Raw genomic sequence first — 16,136 nt, 5'->3', positions numbered from 1 at the left:
TCGCTCCTCAACCCACTCATGCTGCACCCTTCGACAGGCTCAGGGAGCGCTTCTCGGCGTACGCCGCCGCGGCCTCGCGCACCCAGGCGCCGTCTTCGTGCGCCTCGCGCCGACGGCGCAGGCGCTCGGCATTCGCGGGTCCGCGGCCGGCGAGCACCTCGTTGAACTCGTCCCAGTCGATCTCGCTCATGTCGTACTGCCCGGTCTCGTCGTTCCACGCGAGGTTCGGGTCGGGCAGCGTGACGCCGAGCACCGCTGCCTGCGGTACGAGCATGCCGACGAAGCGCTGGCGCAGTTCGTCGTTCGAGAAGCGCTTGATGTTCCACGCCATCGACTGCGCCGAGTTCGGCGACTCGTCGTCGGGCGGCCCGAACATCATGAGCGAGGGCCAGTACCAGCGGTTCACGGAGTCTTGCGCCATCTCGCGCTGCGCCTCGCTGCCCTGCATGAGTTCGAGCAGGATCTCGAAGCCCTGCCGCTGGTGGAACGACTCCTCTTTGCAGATGCGCACCATTGCGCGTCCGTACGGGCCGTACGACGCGCGGCAGAGCGGCACCTGGTTGCAGATCGCGGCACCGTCGACGAGCCAGCCGATCGCGCCCATGTCCGCCCATGTCGGGGTGAGGTAGTTGAAGATCGAAGAGTAGCGCGCCCGCCCGGTGATGAGTTGGTCCATCATCTCTTCGCGGGTGATGCCGAGCGTCTGCGCGGCCGAGTAGAGGTAGAGCCCGTGGCCCGCCTCGTCTTGCACCTTCGCCATCAGGATCGCCTTGCGCTTGAGGCTCGGCGCGCGCGTGATCCAGTTCGACTCGGGCTGCATGCCGATGATCTCGGAGTGCGCGTGCTGGCTGATCTGGCGAATGAGCGTCTTGCGGTACGCATCGGGCATCCAGTCGCGCGGCTCGATGCGGGAGTCCGCGGTGATGAGGTCGTTGAACTGCTCCTCCTCGGGGGAGAGGTCTCGTTCGACCACGCTGAGTTCTGCGGGAGAGGTCATCGTCGACTCCTGTGTGTTCTGCGGCTTTCGCCTGGCATGCGGGCGCTCGTGGCATCCGACATTACTAACCGATCGTTCAGTTAGTATATAGTCAAGTCGAGCGCCGCAGCAACGGCGCGCGAACGCGTGAACGCGTGAACTCGATGAGGAGCTTCAGATTTGGATGCCGCGACCACTGCCACGACAACCGGCCCGGCCTCGAACCGTGCCATGATGCAGCGCGACCGCGCCTCCGCCGCCCTCGGTATGGTCGTCGAGCGAGATGAACCCGGCATCGCGATCGTCTCGATGCGTGTGCGCGACGACATGACGAACGGGTTCCACATCACCCACGGCGGGCTCGTCTTCACCCTGGCCGACACGGCCTTCGCGATCGCCTGCAACGAAGACGACACCGTCACCGTCGCAGCCGGCGCCGACATCACCTTCCTGAAGTCCACGGTCACCGGGCAGACGCTCACGGCGACCGCGGTGCGCCGCACCCGCAGCGGCCGCACGGGCCTCTACGACGTCTCGGTCACCGATGAGCACGGCGACCCGGTCGCCGAGTTCCGCGGCCGTTCGATCTCCACCAATCGCACCATCTGACCCGTCCCGTTCCCTGGCCTGTCGAAGGGAACCTGCCGAACCGTTCGCTTCGCCCTTCGACAGGCTCAAGGAGCTCGACCGGCTCAGGGAGCTCGACAGGCTCAGGGCACCGAATTCCACCCGACCCCGAGGAGCACCCCGTGTCGACGACGACCATCACCCCCAGCGTCTCGGGCATCGCCCCCGCCGCGCCCCAAGAACTCGACCCCGAAGAGCGGATGTCCCGGGCCGAGATCGAGGTGCTGCAGCTCGAGCGCCTCCAGCAGACCGTGCAGCACGCCTACGAGCACGTGCCCCTCTATACGAAGAAGTTCGACGATGCGGGCGTGCACCCCCGCGACATCCGCTCGCTCGAGGACCTCGCCAAGCTGCCCTTCACGACGAAGGAGGACTTGCGCCAGACCTACCCCTTCGGCATGTTCGCCGTGCCGATGGAGCAGGTCGCGCGCATCCACGCCTCGAGCGGCACCACCGGCCGGCCCACCGTCGTCGGCTACACGAAGGGCGACCTCGACCGGTGGGCGACGCTCATCGCGCGGTCGCTGCGGGCGAGCGGCATCCGGCCGGGCATGAAGGTGCACAACGCCTATGGGTACGGCCTTTTCACGGGCGGCCTCGGCGCGCACGCCGGCATCGAGAAGCTCGGCGCGACCGTCATCCCGATGTCGGGTGGGCAGACTGCACGGCAGGTGCAGCTCATCGTCGACTTCGAGCCCGACGCGATCCTCTGCACGCCGAGCTACCTGCTCACGATCGCCGACTGCATGGTCGAGCAGGGCATCGACCCGCGCTCGACGAGTCTGAAGGTCGCCGTGCTCGGCGCCGAGCCGTGGACGAACGAGATGCGGCGCGACCTCGAGCAGCGCCTCGGCATCGACGCGCTCGACATCTACGGGCTCAGCGAGGTCATGGGGCCCGGCGTCGGTAGCGAGTGCCTCGAGACGAAAGACGGGCCGCACCTCTGGGAGGATCACTTCCTGCCCGAGATCATCGACGGTGAGACCGGCGCACAGCTGGCCGACGGCGCGATGGGCGAACTCGTCTTCACCTCGCTCACGAAAGAAGCGTTCCCGGTCATCCGGTACCGCACGCGCGACCTCACTCGGCTGCTGCCCGGCACGGCGCGGCGCGGCATGCGCCGGATCGAGAAGATCACCGGCCGCAACGACGACATGATCATCCTGCGCGGCGTGAACCTCTTCCCGACCCAGATCGAGGAGATCGTGCTCGGCATCGAGCAGCTGACGCCGCACTTCATCCTCGAGCTCACTCGCACGGGCACGATGGACGACCTGACCGTGCGCATCGAACGTCACCCCGACCTCGACGTCGACGTCTGCCAGGCCGCCACGATCGTGCTCGCCAAGCGCATCAAGGAGGGCATCGGGTCATCCGTCGCCGTGAAGCTCGAAGAGCCGGGGGCACTCCCCCGCAGCGAGGGCAAATACAAGCGCGTCTACGACCTGCGCACGACTGCGAGTTGAGGGTGCGGTGCGTCTGCGGGTTGAGCTTGTCGAAACCCCCGAGCGGGTTGAGCTTGTCGAAACCCACGAGCGGGTTGAGCTTGTCGAAACCCTCACCCGGAATGGGTTTCGACAGGCTCAACCCGCAGAACTCGGCGAAGAGGATGCGAAGATGAGGGCGATGTCTGAGAACGGATCACTTCGACGAGGGCGACCCGGTTACGACCGGCAGGGCATCCTCGAGGTCGCCGTCGCCGCCTTCAACCAGTACGGTTACGACGCGACCTCGATGGGCATGCTCGCCGACCGACTCGGCCTCTCGAAATCGGCGATCTACCACCATTTCGCGTCGAAGGACGAGATCCTCGAGCAGGCACTCGATGAAGCGCTGAGCGCGCTCGAATCCGTCCTGAGCGAAGCGGATGCCTCGGGCGGCCGTGCGACCGACCGTGTCGACCGTGTGCTGCGCGGCGCCGTGCACGTGCTCGTGTCGAAACTCGCCTCCGTGACGCTGCTGCTCAGGGTGCGCGGCAACACCGAGGTCGAACGCCGTGCCCTCGCACGTCGCCGTGCGTTCGACAAGGCGGTCACCGCGCTCGTCGAGGAGGCGCAGACCGAGGGCACGTTGCGCAGCGACATCGACGCGAGCGTCGTCTCCCGCCTGTTGTTCGGCATGATCAACTCGATCGTCGAGTGGTACCGCCCGGGCGGGCGTGAAGACGCCGACAAGCTCGCCGACGACGTCATCGCCGTCGCGCTCGACGGCCTGCGCATGCCCACCTCGAACCGCGTCGAGGAGCTGCTCGGCTGACGGGCTCGACCCGAGAGCGTGGCGACGCGGTGGCGCGATCGCTGGTGGACGTGGCGGCCTGACGGGTGCCGCGGCGCGAGGCCGAGCGGTGAGGCAGCGGCCCCCCGGCCGATGCCGCCTCTTCACGACGCTCATCCGCGACCCTGCGCCGCTCGAGGTCACGCGTCAGCTGTGCGTCGTTCGCTGCCTGCAGGTGAGGGAAGGTGATTTCCGAGATGATCATGTCGACTCCTGTGTGTGTATGTCTCGAGATTCCTCGCTAAGGGGGGCACCGGGCATCCGCTCATCGCCCTATTCCTCGCCGCGACCAGCCCGCGCGTCTGAGGTAGGGCACGAGGTAGGGAATGGTCGGATGCCTCGGAGCGCTGTAGTCAAGGTGAAGCAACGCATCGGGTTCCTCTCGTTCGGCCACTGGCATCCCTCGCCGCAATCGGGCACGCGCACCGGCGGTGACGCACTCGTGCAGGCGATCGAACTCGCCGTCGCGGCCGAAGAGCTCGGCATCGACGGCGCGTTCTTCCGCGTCCACCACTTCGCCCGGCAGCTCGCCTCGCCGTTCCCGCTGCTCGCCGCGATCGGCGCACGCACGAGCCGCATCGAGATCGGCACCGGCGTCATCGACATGCGCTACGAGAACCCGCTCTACATGGCCGAGGAGGCCGCCGCGGCCGACCTCATCAGCGCCCACGGCGGCGGCGAGGGCCGCCTGCAGCTCGGCGTCAGCCGGGGATCACCCGAAACGGCGCTCGACGGCTCGCAGACGTTCGGCTTCGTGCCGCCCGAGGGTGAGACCGATGCGGATCTCGCCCGCGCGAAGACCGAGCTGTTCCGAGCGGCCATCGCGGGCGCGGGCGTCGCTCCGGCGAACCCGCAGATGACCGGGTCGACCGGGCTGCTGCCGATCCAGCCGCAGTCGCCCGGACTCCCCGACCGCATCTGGTGGGGCTCGGGTACACGAGCCACCGCGAAGTGGACCGCCGAGCAGGGCATGAACCTCATGAGCTCGACCTTGCTCACGGAAGACACCGGGGTGCCGTTCGACGAGCTGCAGGCCGAGCAGATCCAGATCTTCCGCGATGCATGGGCGGATGCCGGGTGGGAGCGCACCCCGCGAGTGTCGGTGTCGCGCAGCATCCTGCCGATCATGAACGACGAAGACCGGATGTACTTCGGCGAGCGCGAGTCGTCGGACTCCGAAGACCAGGTCGGATTCCTCGACGGCGGCCTCGCCCGATTCGGCAAGAGCTATATCGGCGAGCCCAACAAGATCGCCGCCGACCTCGCGAACGACGCTGCCGTCGCGGCATCCGACACCCTGCTCGTCACCGTGCCGAACCAGCTCGGCGTCGACTACAACACGCGACTGCTCGCGGCGATCGCCGAGCACGTGGGGCCGGCGATCGGGTGGGAGCCCGCCGAGCGTTGAGTCAGCTCGACGCCCAGCCGCTTGTCGGTCGCGTGGGCCAGAGTGGGGGCATGACTCTCGCCGCATCGCCCGCCGACACCCGCGATGCAGCCCTCGCAGCGCTGCGCGAACTCGTGGGACGCTCCGACGCCGAGTTCCACGAGGGGCAGTTCGAAGCGATCGAGGCGCTCGTCGAGGGGCGGCGGCGAGCGCTCGTCGTGCAGCGCACCGGTTGGGGCAAGTCGGCGGTGTACTTCGTCGCGACGCTGCTGCTGCGCCGACAGGGCGCAGGACCGACGGTGCTCGTCTCACCGCTGCTCGCACTCATGCGCGACCAGATCGCCGCCGCCGAGCGCGCCGGCGTGCGTGCGGTGGCGATCAACTCGACGAACGCGCACGAGTGGAGCGACGTGCTCGCGCAACTCGACCGCGACGAGGTCGACGTGCTGCTGGTCTCGCCCGAGCGGCTCAACAACCCTTCCTTCCGTGAGCAGCAGCTGCCCGCACTCGTGCGGCGCATCGGCATGCTCGTCGTCGACGAGGCACACTGCATCAGCGACTGGGGGCATGACTTCCGGCCCGACTACCGGCGGCTGCGCGACCTCATCGGGCAGATGCCGGCCGAAGTGCCGGTGCTCGCCACGACCGCCACGGCGAACAGCCGAGTGGTGGCGGATGTCGCGGAGCAACTGGGCACCGAGGTAACCGGCGCCACCGGCGCGACCGGCGCAGTCGCTGAGGTGCTGACGATCCGTGGGCCGCTCGCCCGCGCGTCCCTGCGGCTGGGGGTGCTACGGCTGCCCGATTCACCGAGCCGGCTCGCGTGGCTGCTCAGCCATCTCGACGATCTTCCGGGTTCGGGCATCATCTACACACTGACCGTGGCGGCGGCCAACGACACCGCGCGCCTGCTGCGCGACCGCGGTCACGAGGTGCGCGCTTACACCGGGCAGACCGACACCGACGAGCGCACCGAGTCCGAGGGAATGTTGAAGCGCAACGAGGTGAAGGCGCTCGTCGCCACGAGCGCGCTCGGCATGGGCTTCGACAAGCCCGACCTCGGCTTCGTGCTGCACCTCGGCGCGCCATCGTCGCCCGTCGCCTATTACCAGCAGGTCGGCCGCGCCGGCCGTGCGAGCGAGAGCGCCGACGTGCTGTTGCTCCCCGGCACCGAAGACGGGGCGATCTGGCACTACTTCGCGACGGCGTCGATGCCCGATCAGGAGCGCGCCGAGCGCGTCATCGGCGCATTCTCCGACGTGCCGGTCTCGACGCCGGCGCTCGAGGCGATGGTCGACATCCGCCGCACGCCGCTCGAACTGCTGCTCAAGGTGCTCGACGTCGACCGAGCCGTGCGCCGCGTGCAGGGCGGCTGGGTCGCCACCGGCGAGCCGTGGGTCTACGACGCCGAACGCTACGAACGAATCGCCGCCGAGCGGCTCGCCGAGCAGCAGCACATGATCGAGTACGAGCAGACCGACGGATGTCGCATGGAGTTCCTTCAGCGCTCGCTCGATGACGACACGGCCGCGCCCTGCGGGCGGTGCGACAACTGCGCCGGGGTCTGGTTCCCACGTGAGATCGCGGCATCCGCGAGCGCGACGGCGGCCGAATCGCTCGACCGCGTCGGCGTGCCGATCGAACCGCGACGTGCATGGCCCACGGGCGCCGACCGACTCGGCGTACCCGTGAAGGGCCGCATCGCGCCCGCCGAGCAGACGGCGGAGGGCCGGGCGCTCGCCCGCCTCACCGACCTCGGCTGGGGCGGCACGCTGCGCGAGCTGTTCGCGGCGGGCGCTCCCGACGAGCCCGTCTCACCGCAGGTGCTCGCCGCCTGTGTGCGCGTGCTCGCCGACTGGGGCTGGGCCGAGCGCCCGGTCGCGGTCGTCGCGATGCCCTCGCGCTCACGGCCGCTGCTCGTCGACTCGCTTGCTCGAGGCATCGCCGAGGTCGGGCGGTTGCCGTACCTCGGCGCGCTCGCGCACTCGGGCGGCGGTCCGACGGGCCAGCCGGGCGGCAACAGTGCGTTCCGGCTCGCCGGCCTCTGGGATCGCTTCACCGCCGAGGGCCTCGACGTGCCGGCCGGCGGGGTGCTCCTCGTCGACGACCAGGCCGACAGCCGCTGGACGCTGACGATCGCCGCTCGCGTCCTCCGTCAGGCCGGCGCGACCTCGGTGCTGCCGTTCGTGCTCGCGCTTCGCGGCTGAGACGAGCGGGGCTCAACCACGTCCGCGCGCGTGATCGCTCCGCGCGAGGAACGTCGCCGCGACGATCGTCACGAGGCAGAGCACGGCGGAGACGATCGTCCTGGCCGCATCACCCTGGATCGCCCCGATGAACGCATCGATGCCCTGCACGATCGTCATCGCGACAGCGATGGCGAGTAGCGCGTCATCCGATCGGAACAGCGGTGCGATGAGCGCGAGCACGACGAGTGCCGTGCTGCACGCGGCGGCGTAGAGCGCATTCGCGTTCGCCGCGCCGACGCCGCCGTCGATCACGGCCAGCATGGCGTAGGTCACGCTGACCCCCGCACTGACGATGACCACGGCGTAACAGATCCAGAAAGCAGCGCCGCGGGCGGCGATCTGCGTCGATTCGCTCATGCGTTCAGCGTGGAGGTCGAGCGGCCGCGCGTCAAGCCGCCATGTCACGCGATCGGCGCGAGCTCCTTCGCGACGAGGGTCAGCACGTCGTACGACGCAACGAGCTCGTCGTTCTGGTTGCGCAGCACCGCGTCCCACCGCACCTCGCCGTACTCGTCTGTCTCGCGCGGTGTGATCTGCTTCGCCGTGAGCTCGACGCGGATCGAGTCGCCGGGCGACACCGGCGTGACGAAGCGCAGATTCTCGAGGCCCGAGTTCGCGAGCACCGGCCCCGGCGCCGCGTCGACGAAGAGGCCTGCCGCCCACGAGACGAGCAGGTAGCCGTGCGCGACACGGCCGGGGAAGAACGGGTTGGCGGATGCCGCGGCCTCGTCCATGTGCGCGTAGAACGTGTCGCCCGTGAACGCCGCGAACGTCTCGATGTCGTCGAGGGTCACCATGCGCGAACCCGACACGACCTGGTCGCCGATGCGGAGTTCGGCGAGTGACTTGCGGAACGGGTGCCCGCCGTCGGGCTGCGATGCGGCTCCCGCGTGCCACACACCGGTGAGCGCGGTGAGCATCGCTGGTGAGCCCTGCACTGCGGTGCGCTGCATGTGGTGCACCACCGCACGGATGCCGCCGAGCTCTTCGCCACCGCCGGCGCGCCCGGGCCCGCCGTGCACGAGGTTCGGCAGCGGCGAGCCGTGGCCCGTCGACGAGCGCGCGTCGTCGCGGTCGAGGAACAACACGCGCCCGTTGTACGCGGAGATGCCGCCTGCAAGCGCCACAGCGATCTCGGGGTCGTGCGTGGCGACGCTCGTCACGAGCGATCCACCGCCCCGCGCCACGAGGGCGACGGCCTCGGCGACCGAGTCGTAGCCGACGATCGACGCCACCGGACCGAACGCCTCCACTTCGTGCAGCGCCGGGCTCGCGGCATCCGCGAATCGCAACAGCATCGGCGCGACGAAAGCGCCCTCGGATGCCGCGCTGCTCACGTCGTCGGGCAGGCTGACGCTCGGAGCATCCGTCGACCCGATGACGAGCTCGCCGCCGCCGGCTTCGAGCCTGCCGACCTGACGCAGCACCTCGTCGCGCTGCGCGAGCGAGGCGAGCGGCCCCATCGTGACCCCCTCAGCGCGCGGGTCGCCGACGACGACGCGCTCGTCGATGCGCGCACGCACAGCGTCGATGACGGCGTCGACGGATGCCTCGGGCACGATCGCCCGGCGGATCGCCGTGCACTTCTGACCCGCCTTCGTCGTCATCTCGGCGACGAGTTGCTTGACGTACGCGTCGAACTCGGGGGTGCCGGCGACGGCATCGGTGCCGAGGACGCTCGCGTTGATCGAGTCGGTCTCGCTCGTGAATCGCACGCCGCCGGTCTGCACCGAGTCATGCGCGCGCAGCTTCTCGGCGGTCGATGCCGATCCGGTGAAGGCTACGAGGTCGCCGAGCCGCAAGTGATCGAAGAGCCCGGGCACGCTGCCCGACACGATTTGCAGCGACCCTTCAGGCAGCAGCCCCGACTCGACGAGGATGCGCACGAACGCCTCGGCGAGGTATCCGGTCGGCGTCGCGGGCTTCACGAGGGTGGGCACACCGGCGAGGAACGCCGGGGCGAACTTCTCGAGCGAACCCCAGACCGGAAAGTTGAACGCGTTGATCTGCACGGCAACGCCCGGCAGGCGGGTGTAGATATGCCGTCCGAGGAATGAGCCGTCTTTCGAAAGGTTCTCGACGGCACCGTCGATGTAGACCTTCGAGTTCGGCATCTCGCGCCGGCCCTTCGACGAGTACGCGAAGAGCACGCCGATGCCACCATCGATGTCGACCCACGAGTCCTGCTTCGTCGCACCCGTTCGCGACGACAGCTCGTAGAGCTCGCCCTTGCGCTCGGTGAGCGCGAGCGCCATCTGCTTCAGCAGCACCGCGCGCTGGTGGAAGGTCAGCTCGCCGAGCGAGGCCTGCCCGACGGTGCGCGCGTACTCGAGCGCGCTGCCGAGGTCGAGTCCCTCGGTCGAGACGCGTGTGACGACCTCACCTGTTGATGCGTCCCGCACCTCAACACCGGCGGCACCCGCCACCTCACCTGTTGATGCGCCCGGCGCATCAACACCAGAGTCCGCCGCCGTGCCACCACCGGACGACGCCGGCGGCGTCCACCATTCGCCGTTCACATAGCTCGGCAGAATCGTCACCATCGGGGTTCTCCTTATTGATGCTCGTGGGTTGAGGAGGCGCACCAGCGCCGTCCCCCTCGTAGGTTGAGGAGGCGCACCAGCGCCGTCCCCCTCGTGGGTTGAGGAGGCGCACCAGCGCCGTCCCCCTCGTGGGTTGAGGAGGCGCACCAGCGCCGTCCCCCTCGTGGGTTGAGGAGGCGCGCCAGCGCCGTCCCCCTCGTGGGTTGAGGAGCGAGCGAAGCGAGCGTCTCGAAACCATACGGATCGAGCGGGCAGGTTTCGAGACCTCGCTTCGCTCCTCCTCGACCCACTGTTGATCATCATGGGGCGTCCCACAGGTAGAAGCCCTCGCCGGTCTTGCGCCCGAGCTTGCCCTCGGCGACCATGCGGCGCAGCAGCGCGGGCGGCGCGAAGCGTTCGCCGAGCGTCGCCGAGAGGTACTCGGCGATGCCGAGCCGCACGTCGAGGCCCACGATGTCGGTGAGCCGCAGCGGCCCGATCGGATGCTTGTAGCCGAGGCTCATCGCGGCATCGATGTCTTCGGCCGACGCGACGCCGTCTTCGAGCATGCGGATCGCTTCCAGCCCGAGCGCGACGCCCAGCCGAGACGAGGCGAAGCCCGGGGCATCCGAGACAACGATCGGGGTCTTGCCGATGGCGTGCACCCAACCCCGCGCCTCCTCCACGAGCGGCCCTTCGGTCGCGCGGCCTCGCACGATCTCGACGAGCGTCGACGCGGGCACGGGGTTGAAGAAGTGCAGGCCGAGGAACCGCTCGGGCCGATCGAGCAACGCCGCGAGCTGGTCGATTGAGATCGACGAAGTGTTCGACGCGAGCGCCGCGCCGGGCGCGAGCACCGACTCGACGCGCGTGAGCGCGTCGATCTTCAGTTCGAGGTCTTCGGGCACCGCCTCGACGACGAGGTCGCAACGGGCGAAGTCCCCGACATCGGTCGACGCGGCGAAGCGAGCGGCGATGGCGCTCTCGTCATCGTCGGCGGTGCCTCGGGCGACAGATGCCGCGACGGACTCGAGCACACGGGCCGACGCCGCGCCCGCGGCATCCGCATCGCGCTCGACGACGGTGACTCGCGAGCCGGCGAGCAGGAACGCGTGCGCGATGCCGGCGCCCATGCGCCCGCCGCCGAGTACGCCGACGTCTTCGGGGGCCCCCGTCGCGGTCTCGGTCACGTGCGCTTCCTCTCGAGGAACTCGGTCATGCGGCGCTGCTTCTCCGGGCTCTCGAAGAGCGCGGCCTGTTCCTCGAGGTCGGCGGCGGGGTGCGCATCGCGCGGTGCTCGGAACACTCGCTTCGTGGCGATCGTCGCAGCCCGGTCGTTGCGAGCGATTCGGTCGGCGATCGCGTGCGCAGCGGCCAGCAGTTCGTCGGCAGGGTGCAGCTCGCTCACGAGCCCGATCTCGAGCGCCTCGGCCGCGCCGACGGTGCGGCCTGTGAGCAGCAGTTCGATCGCCCGAGCGTCGCCGACGATCTCCTTCAGCCGCCAGCTCGCCCCGGCGGCGGCGATGATGCCGAGCCCGGTCTCCGGGTTGCCGATCTTGAGCGCGGGGGTTGCGACGCGGATGTCGGCCGCGTAGGCGAGCTCCGCGCCGCCGCCGAGCGCGTACCCGTCGAGAGCTGCGATGACGGGCATCGGCAGCAGCGCGAGTCGAACGAACGCGTTCGCGTTGATGCCCGCGCGCGCGTCATCCGCCCGCCGTTCGCGGAGCTCTGCGATGTCGGCGCCCGAGGCGAAGACGCCGCGCGCGCCCGTGAGGATGAGCGTGCGCGGCACCGCCTCGAGCTCGGCGCAGAGCACGTGCAGAGCGTCGATCGTGGCCTGGTCGATCGCGTTGCGCTTGTCGGGTCGGTTGAGTGTGGCCACGACGCGGTCGTCGAGCCGTTCGACGAGCAGCGGGCTCTCGTTCGCTGAGCCTGCGGTGCCCTGCGCTCGCCGAAGGGGGGCACCCTGAGCCTGTCGAAGGGTCGAATCGGGCCTGCCGCGCACGCTGCTTCCTTCGGCAAGCTCATGACCCTCGCGCATCAGACGCGCTCCACGATGAGCGCCGTGCCCTGGCCGACGCCGACGCACATCGTCGCGAGGCCGTAGCGCGAGCCCTCTCGCTCCATGCGACCGAGCAGCGTCACGACGAGACGCGAGCCCGACGAGCCGAGCGGATGCCCCAGGGCGATCGCCCCACCGTCGGCGTTGACCCGCGATTCGTCGAGCCCGAGGCGGCGCATGACTGCGATCGATTGCGTGGCGAACGCCTCGTTGAGTTCGATCGAGCCGATCTCGTCGAGATCGATGCCGGCGCGCTCGAGTGCCTTCTCGGTCGCGGGAACAGGACCGAGCCCCATGATCTCGGGGGCGATGCCCGAGCTCGCACCGACGACGACCCGCGCCCTGGGCGTGAGCCCGTAGCGTTCGACCGCCGCACCGCTCGCGACCAGAATCGCGGATGCCCCGTCGTTCAGCGCGCTCGAATTGCCCGCCGTCACGACCGAGCCGCCGTTCACGACCGTCCGGAGCCGGGCGAGCGCCTCGAGCGTGCTCTCGGGGCGTGGCCCCTCGTCGACGAGCACCTCGCCGCGCGCGGTCGGCACACCGACGATCTCGGCCTCGAAGCGCCCCGCAGCGATCGCCGCCACGGCCCGCTGCTGGGAGCGAAGGGCGAACGCGTCGGCCTCTTCGCGCGTGATGCCGTCGATGCGCGCGACCTCTTCAGCCGTCTCGGGCATCGAGTACGTCGCCTTGTCGCGTGCCAAGAGCTCTGGATTCGGGAACCGCCAGCCGATCGACGTGTCGTGCATCGCACCGGGCCGCGCCCAGGCCTTCTCGGGCTTGGCCTGCACCCACGGCGCACGCGTCATCGACTCGACGCCGCCCGCGACGATGAGGTCGGAGTCTCCGGCACGGATCGCCTGCGCGGCCATCGTGATCGCCGACATGCCCGAGGCGCAGAGGCGATTGACCGTGATGCCGGGAATCTCGTCGGGAAGCCCGGCGAGCAGCACCGCCATGCGGGCGACGTTGCGGTTGTCTTCGCCCGCCTGGTTCGCGGCGCCGAGGATGACTTCGTCGATCGCGCCGAGCTCGCCCGCGACGTCGAGCCGGGTGCGCCGTACGATCTCGCCGACGACGAGCGCCGCGAGATCGTCGGGACGAACTCCCGCGAGCGCGCCTCCGTAACGACCGACGGGCGTGCGCACGCCATCGACGAGGTAGGCCTCAGCCATGGTCCACTCCTGACTGCACTGTCATCGCCGGTCGCATTTCCCGACCGAACGTTCAGGAAGTAAGTATGGCAAACGGATCCCCTGCGCGCCACCCGCCCACGAGGCTCGGCCCGGGAAACTTCGGCCGGCGAGCACGCCCGCCCACGACGAGCGCGAACTCGACGTGCTCGCCCGACTCGACGCGCTCGAAGAACAACTGCGCTTCCAGCTCCACTTTCCGCGCCGCTGGAGCGGGTCGATGGTGGCCGATGGCAACCCGATCGGGACCGCGTGAACGCACGAGGGGCCCGCATCCGTCTGGACGCGGGCCCCCGATTTTCCACGGGCGGATGCTTCAGCCGGCGAGTTCCTCGTCGGCTGAAGCCGACTCGGCCTCGACGGTCTCGAGGGTCTCGACGGTCTCGACGGTCTCGACGGCGTCGATGACCTCGGCGGCCTCAGTGGCCGCGTCGAGCGACTCGACGGCCTCTGCAGCGGCCGTGCCGCGCTCGAGCTCGCCGGCGAAGTCGTCGCCGAGACGCATGTCGACGAAGTCGACATCGATCTCGGCTCGGTCGAGCAGCTCGACCATGCGCCGCTGGCGGTTGCGCGGGATGAGCGTGACGACCTGGCCGGTCTTGCCCGCACGTCCGGTGCGGCCCGAGCGGTGCAGGTACGTCTTGTACTCGTCGGGCGCGTCGGCCTGGATCACGAGGTCGATGTCATCGACGTGGATGCCGCGTGCTGCGACATCCGTTGCCACCAGCACATTGACACGGCCCGAGGTCAGCTGCTGCAGGTTGCGCGTGCGGCGCGACTGGTTGAGGTCACCGTGCAGGGCGACGGCGCGGATGCCGTAGTCCTCGAGGTGCCCGGCAAGGTCTTCGGCGAATGCGCGGGTGCGGCTGAAGACGAGCGTCTTTCCCTCGCGGTTCGCGAGCTCGGCGACGATGTCGCGCTTCTCGTGGTTGCCGATGACGAACACGCGGTGCTCGATCGTCGACGAGGCCTGGTCTTCACCGGCGACCTCGTGCACGGCCGGCTCGACGAGGAACTCGTCGACGAGCGTGGCGACGCCCTTGTCGAGGGTCGCCGAGAAGAGCAGCTTCTGGCCGCCGGCGGCGGTGTGGCGGAGGATCCGTTGCACCGGCTCGAGGAAACCGAGGTCGCACATGTGGTCGGCTTCGTCGATGACGGTGATGACGACCTCGGAGAGGTCGAGTCGACGCTGCTCGATGAGGTCTTCGATGCGGCCGGGGGTGCCGATCACGATGTCGACGCCGCGCTGCAGCGCACCGACCTGACGCTGCTGGGGCACACCGCCGTAGATCTGCGTGGTGAAGAGACCGACGCTCTGCGCGATCGGCTGCACCGTGCGGTCGATCTGCAGGGCGAGCTCACGGGTCGGCGCGAGGATGAGCGCGCGGGGCTTGCGGCCCATCTGGCGCTTGCCGCCGGACTTGCCGGACTCGGCCCACATGGCCATGAGGCGCTCGACGGTGGGTGCGCCGAAGGCGATGGTCTTGCCCGAGCCGGTCTTGCCACGGCCGAGCACGTCGCGACCCTCGAGCACGACCGGGATGGTCGCGGCCTGGATCGGGAACGGCGCGTCCGCGCCGAGCTCCTTGAGTGCGCGCACGACGTTGCCGCCGAGGCCGAGGTCGGCGAAGCTCACACCGTCGGTGTCGGTGGCCTGGATGGCCTCGGCCTCGAGGCGCTCGAGCACGACGTCGTCGTTCGTCGAGAAGCCGTGGCCCTTCTCCTTCGCCGGGTAGAAGCTCGACTCGCGTCGACCCGAGTCCTTGAAGCCGGGGCGATCGACATCGCGGTGGGGAGCCCGGCGCTGTGCTGAGCCTGTCGAAGCATCGTCACGGTCGTACGAGCGGGCCGGGCGGTCGTTGCGGTCGAACGAACGCGCGGGGCGATCGTTGCGGTCGTTGCGGGGTGCACGATCGTCGCGATCGAACGAACGCGCGGGGCGGTCCTCGCGGTACGCAGGGCGAGCCGGGCGGTCGTTGCGGTCGTTGGAGCGCGGCGCACGATCGTCACGATCGTACGAACGCGCGGGGCGCTCAGGGCGGTCGTTGCGGTCGTACGAACGAGGTGCACGATCGTTGCGGTCGAACGAGCGCGCAGGGCGATCGTTGCGGTCGGAAGAGGTACGGGGCGCGCGGTCATCACGGTCGTACGAGCGCGCAGGGCGCTCGCTGCGGTCGGAAGAGGTACGGGGCGCGCGGTCATCACGGTCGTACGAACGCGCAGGGCGCTCGTTGCGATCGAAGGAACGAGGGGCGCGATCGTTGCGGTCACCCGAGCGGGGCGCACGGTCATCGCGGTCGTACGAGCGAGGTGCACGATCGTTGCGATCGAACGAACGCGCAGGGCGATCGTTGCGATCGGAAGAGGTACGGGGCGCGCGGTCATCACGGTCGAACGAGCGCGCAGGGCGCTCGTTGCGATCGAAGGAACGAGGGGCGCGATCATTGCGGTCACCCGAGCGGGGCGCACGATCGTCACGATCGTACGAGCGCGTGGGGCGGTCCTCGCGGTACGCGGGTCGAGCCGAGCGATCGTTGCGATCGTTGCGGTCGTACGAACGGGCCGGGCGCTCGTCGCGGCTGTCGCGCTCCGAACGGTGCGGAGCACGGCCGGTGGAGACGCGCTCGTCACGCGACCAGCGTTCCTTTTTCGGAGCCTCGGTCGGCTCGGCGCGGTAGCCGCGGTGGCCTTCGCTGCGTGAGCCGGGCTTGGACGATCCGGCGCGCGCCGGGCCGCCCTTCGAGCCGCCCTTCGCGTACGAGGGATCGAAGTTCTTGGCGGGCCTGCCGCCTTGGGGCTTCTTGTTCTTGGGCATGCTGATGTCTTCCTGGGTTGTACTTGAAGTA

At 69.5% G+C, this 16,136-nt stretch carries 13 protein-coding genes; 5 read left to right on the top strand and 8 right to left on the bottom strand.

What is annotated here, in order from left to right:
* Nucleotides 1-16: 16 nt before the first annotated feature.
* The gene (paaA, locus tag AC1C2U_RS18085; RefSeq protein WP_495363158.1) at nucleotides 17-997 is read right to left on the bottom strand and encodes a 1,2-phenylacetyl-CoA epoxidase subunit PaaA; all 981 of its coding nucleotides are present in this window, start codon (nucleotides 995-997) and stop codon (nucleotides 17-19) included.
* 210 nt (nucleotides 998-1,207) lie between these two features.
* On the opposite strand from paaA, the gene paaI reads away from it, so the two are divergent.
* The 5 genes from paaI to AC1C2U_RS18060 all read left to right on the top strand — a co-directional run bounded on the left by paaI (nucleotide 1,208) and on the right by AC1C2U_RS18060 (nucleotide 7,471).
* Nucleotides 1,208-1,585 (top strand): hydroxyphenylacetyl-CoA thioesterase PaaI, encoded by a 378-nt coding sequence (gene paaI, locus AC1C2U_RS18080; protein WP_495363157.1) that lies wholly within the window; start codon nucleotides 1,208-1,210, stop codon nucleotides 1,583-1,585.
* A gap of 140 nt (nucleotides 1,586-1,725) precedes the next feature.
* Nucleotides 1,726-3,069, top strand: coding sequence for a phenylacetate--CoA ligase PaaK (gene paaK / locus AC1C2U_RS18075; protein WP_495363156.1), 1,344 nt, complete (start codon nucleotides 1,726-1,728; stop codon nucleotides 3,067-3,069).
* Between the two features lie 160 nt (nucleotides 3,070-3,229).
* A complete protein-coding gene (locus AC1C2U_RS18070; RefSeq protein ID WP_495363155.1) occupies nucleotides 3,230-3,859 on the top strand; it encodes a TetR/AcrR family transcriptional regulator in 630 nt (209 codons plus the stop codon).
* 376 nt (nucleotides 3,860-4,235) lie between these two features.
* A complete protein-coding gene (locus AC1C2U_RS18065; protein ID WP_495363154.1) occupies nucleotides 4,236-5,285 on the top strand; it encodes an LLM class flavin-dependent oxidoreductase in 1,050 nt (349 codons plus the stop codon).
* A 50-nt stretch (nucleotides 5,286-5,335) separates the two neighbouring features.
* Nucleotides 5,336-7,471, top strand: coding sequence for a RecQ family ATP-dependent DNA helicase (locus AC1C2U_RS18060; RefSeq protein ID WP_495363153.1), 2,136 nt, complete (start codon nucleotides 5,336-5,338; stop codon nucleotides 7,469-7,471).
* A gap of 12 nt (nucleotides 7,472-7,483) precedes the next feature.
* On the opposite strand, the gene AC1C2U_RS18055 is transcribed toward AC1C2U_RS18060, so the two are convergent.
* From AC1C2U_RS18055 to AC1C2U_RS18025, 7 genes are all read right to left on the bottom strand, one after another.
* On the bottom strand, nucleotides 7,484-7,870 hold the full coding sequence (locus AC1C2U_RS18055; protein ID WP_495363152.1) for a hypothetical protein: 387 nt from the start codon (nucleotides 7,868-7,870) through the stop codon (nucleotides 7,484-7,486).
* Between the two features lie 44 nt (nucleotides 7,871-7,914).
* The gene (gene paaZ, locus AC1C2U_RS18050; RefSeq protein WP_495363151.1) at nucleotides 7,915-10,056 is read right to left on the bottom strand and encodes a phenylacetic acid degradation bifunctional protein PaaZ; all 2,142 of its coding nucleotides are present in this window, start codon (nucleotides 10,054-10,056) and stop codon (nucleotides 7,915-7,917) included.
* Nucleotides 10,057-10,355: 299 nt separating this feature from the next.
* A complete protein-coding gene (locus tag AC1C2U_RS18045; RefSeq protein WP_495363150.1) occupies nucleotides 10,356-11,225 on the bottom strand; it encodes a 3-hydroxyacyl-CoA dehydrogenase family protein in 870 nt (289 codons plus the stop codon).
* On the bottom strand, nucleotides 11,222-12,040 hold the full coding sequence (locus AC1C2U_RS18040; RefSeq protein ID WP_495363149.1) for an enoyl-CoA hydratase/isomerase family protein: 819 nt from the start codon (nucleotides 12,038-12,040) through the stop codon (nucleotides 11,222-11,224). The genes AC1C2U_RS18045 and AC1C2U_RS18040 overlap by 4 nt, the downstream gene beginning before the upstream one ends.
* A 35-nt stretch (nucleotides 12,041-12,075) precedes the next feature.
* Nucleotides 12,076-13,272, bottom strand: a complete 1,197-nt coding sequence (locus tag AC1C2U_RS18035) for an acetyl-CoA C-acyltransferase (RefSeq protein ID WP_495363148.1) — start codon at nucleotides 13,270-13,272, stop codon at nucleotides 12,076-12,078.
* A gap of 52 nt (nucleotides 13,273-13,324) precedes the next feature.
* Complete coding sequence (locus AC1C2U_RS18030) at nucleotides 13,325-13,486, bottom strand: hypothetical protein (protein WP_495363147.1); 162 nt, start codon at nucleotides 13,484-13,486, stop codon at nucleotides 13,325-13,327.
* A gap of 120 nt (nucleotides 13,487-13,606) precedes the next feature.
* Nucleotides 13,607-16,105: a DEAD/DEAH box helicase gene (locus AC1C2U_RS18025; RefSeq protein WP_495363146.1), complete on the bottom strand. Its 2,499-nt coding sequence runs from the start codon at nucleotides 16,103-16,105 to the stop codon at nucleotides 13,607-13,609.
* Nucleotides 16,106-16,136: the final 31 nt, after the last annotated feature.

Source organism: Agromyces sp. Y575 (genome assembly GCF_059445445.1).
The sequence above is the reverse complement of the archived record's forward strand: the minus strand, read 5'-3'. Positions and strand labels throughout refer to the sequence as shown.

Bases quoted from the DNA above. Each gene is read 5' to 3' on its own strand.
- paaA (WP_495363158.1), bottom strand. From the start codon at position 997: ATGACCTCTCCCGCAGAACTCAGCGTGGTCGAACGAGACCTCTCCCCC.
- paaI (WP_495363157.1), top strand. From the start codon at position 1,208: ATGATGCAGCGCGACCGCGCCTCCGCCGCCCTCGGTATGGTCGTCGAG.
- AC1C2U_RS18070 (WP_495363155.1), top strand. From the start codon at position 3,230: ATGTCTGAGAACGGATCACTTCGACGAGGGCGACCCGGTTACGACCGG.
- AC1C2U_RS18060 (WP_495363153.1), top strand. From the start codon at position 5,336: ATGACTCTCGCCGCATCGCCCGCCGACACCCGCGATGCAGCCCTCGCA.
- AC1C2U_RS18055 (WP_495363152.1), bottom strand. From the start codon at position 7,870: ATGAGCGAATCGACGCAGATCGCCGCCCGCGGCGCTGCTTTCTGGATC.
- paaZ (WP_495363151.1), bottom strand. From the start codon at position 10,056: ATGGTGACGATTCTGCCGAGCTATGTGAACGGCGAATGGTGGACGCCG.
- AC1C2U_RS18035 (WP_495363148.1), bottom strand. From the start codon at position 13,272: ATGGCTGAGGCCTACCTCGTCGATGGCGTGCGCACGCCCGTCGGTCGT.
- AC1C2U_RS18025 (WP_495363146.1), bottom strand. From the start codon at position 16,105: ATGCCCAAGAACAAGAAGCCCCAAGGCGGCAGGCCCGCCAAGAACTTC.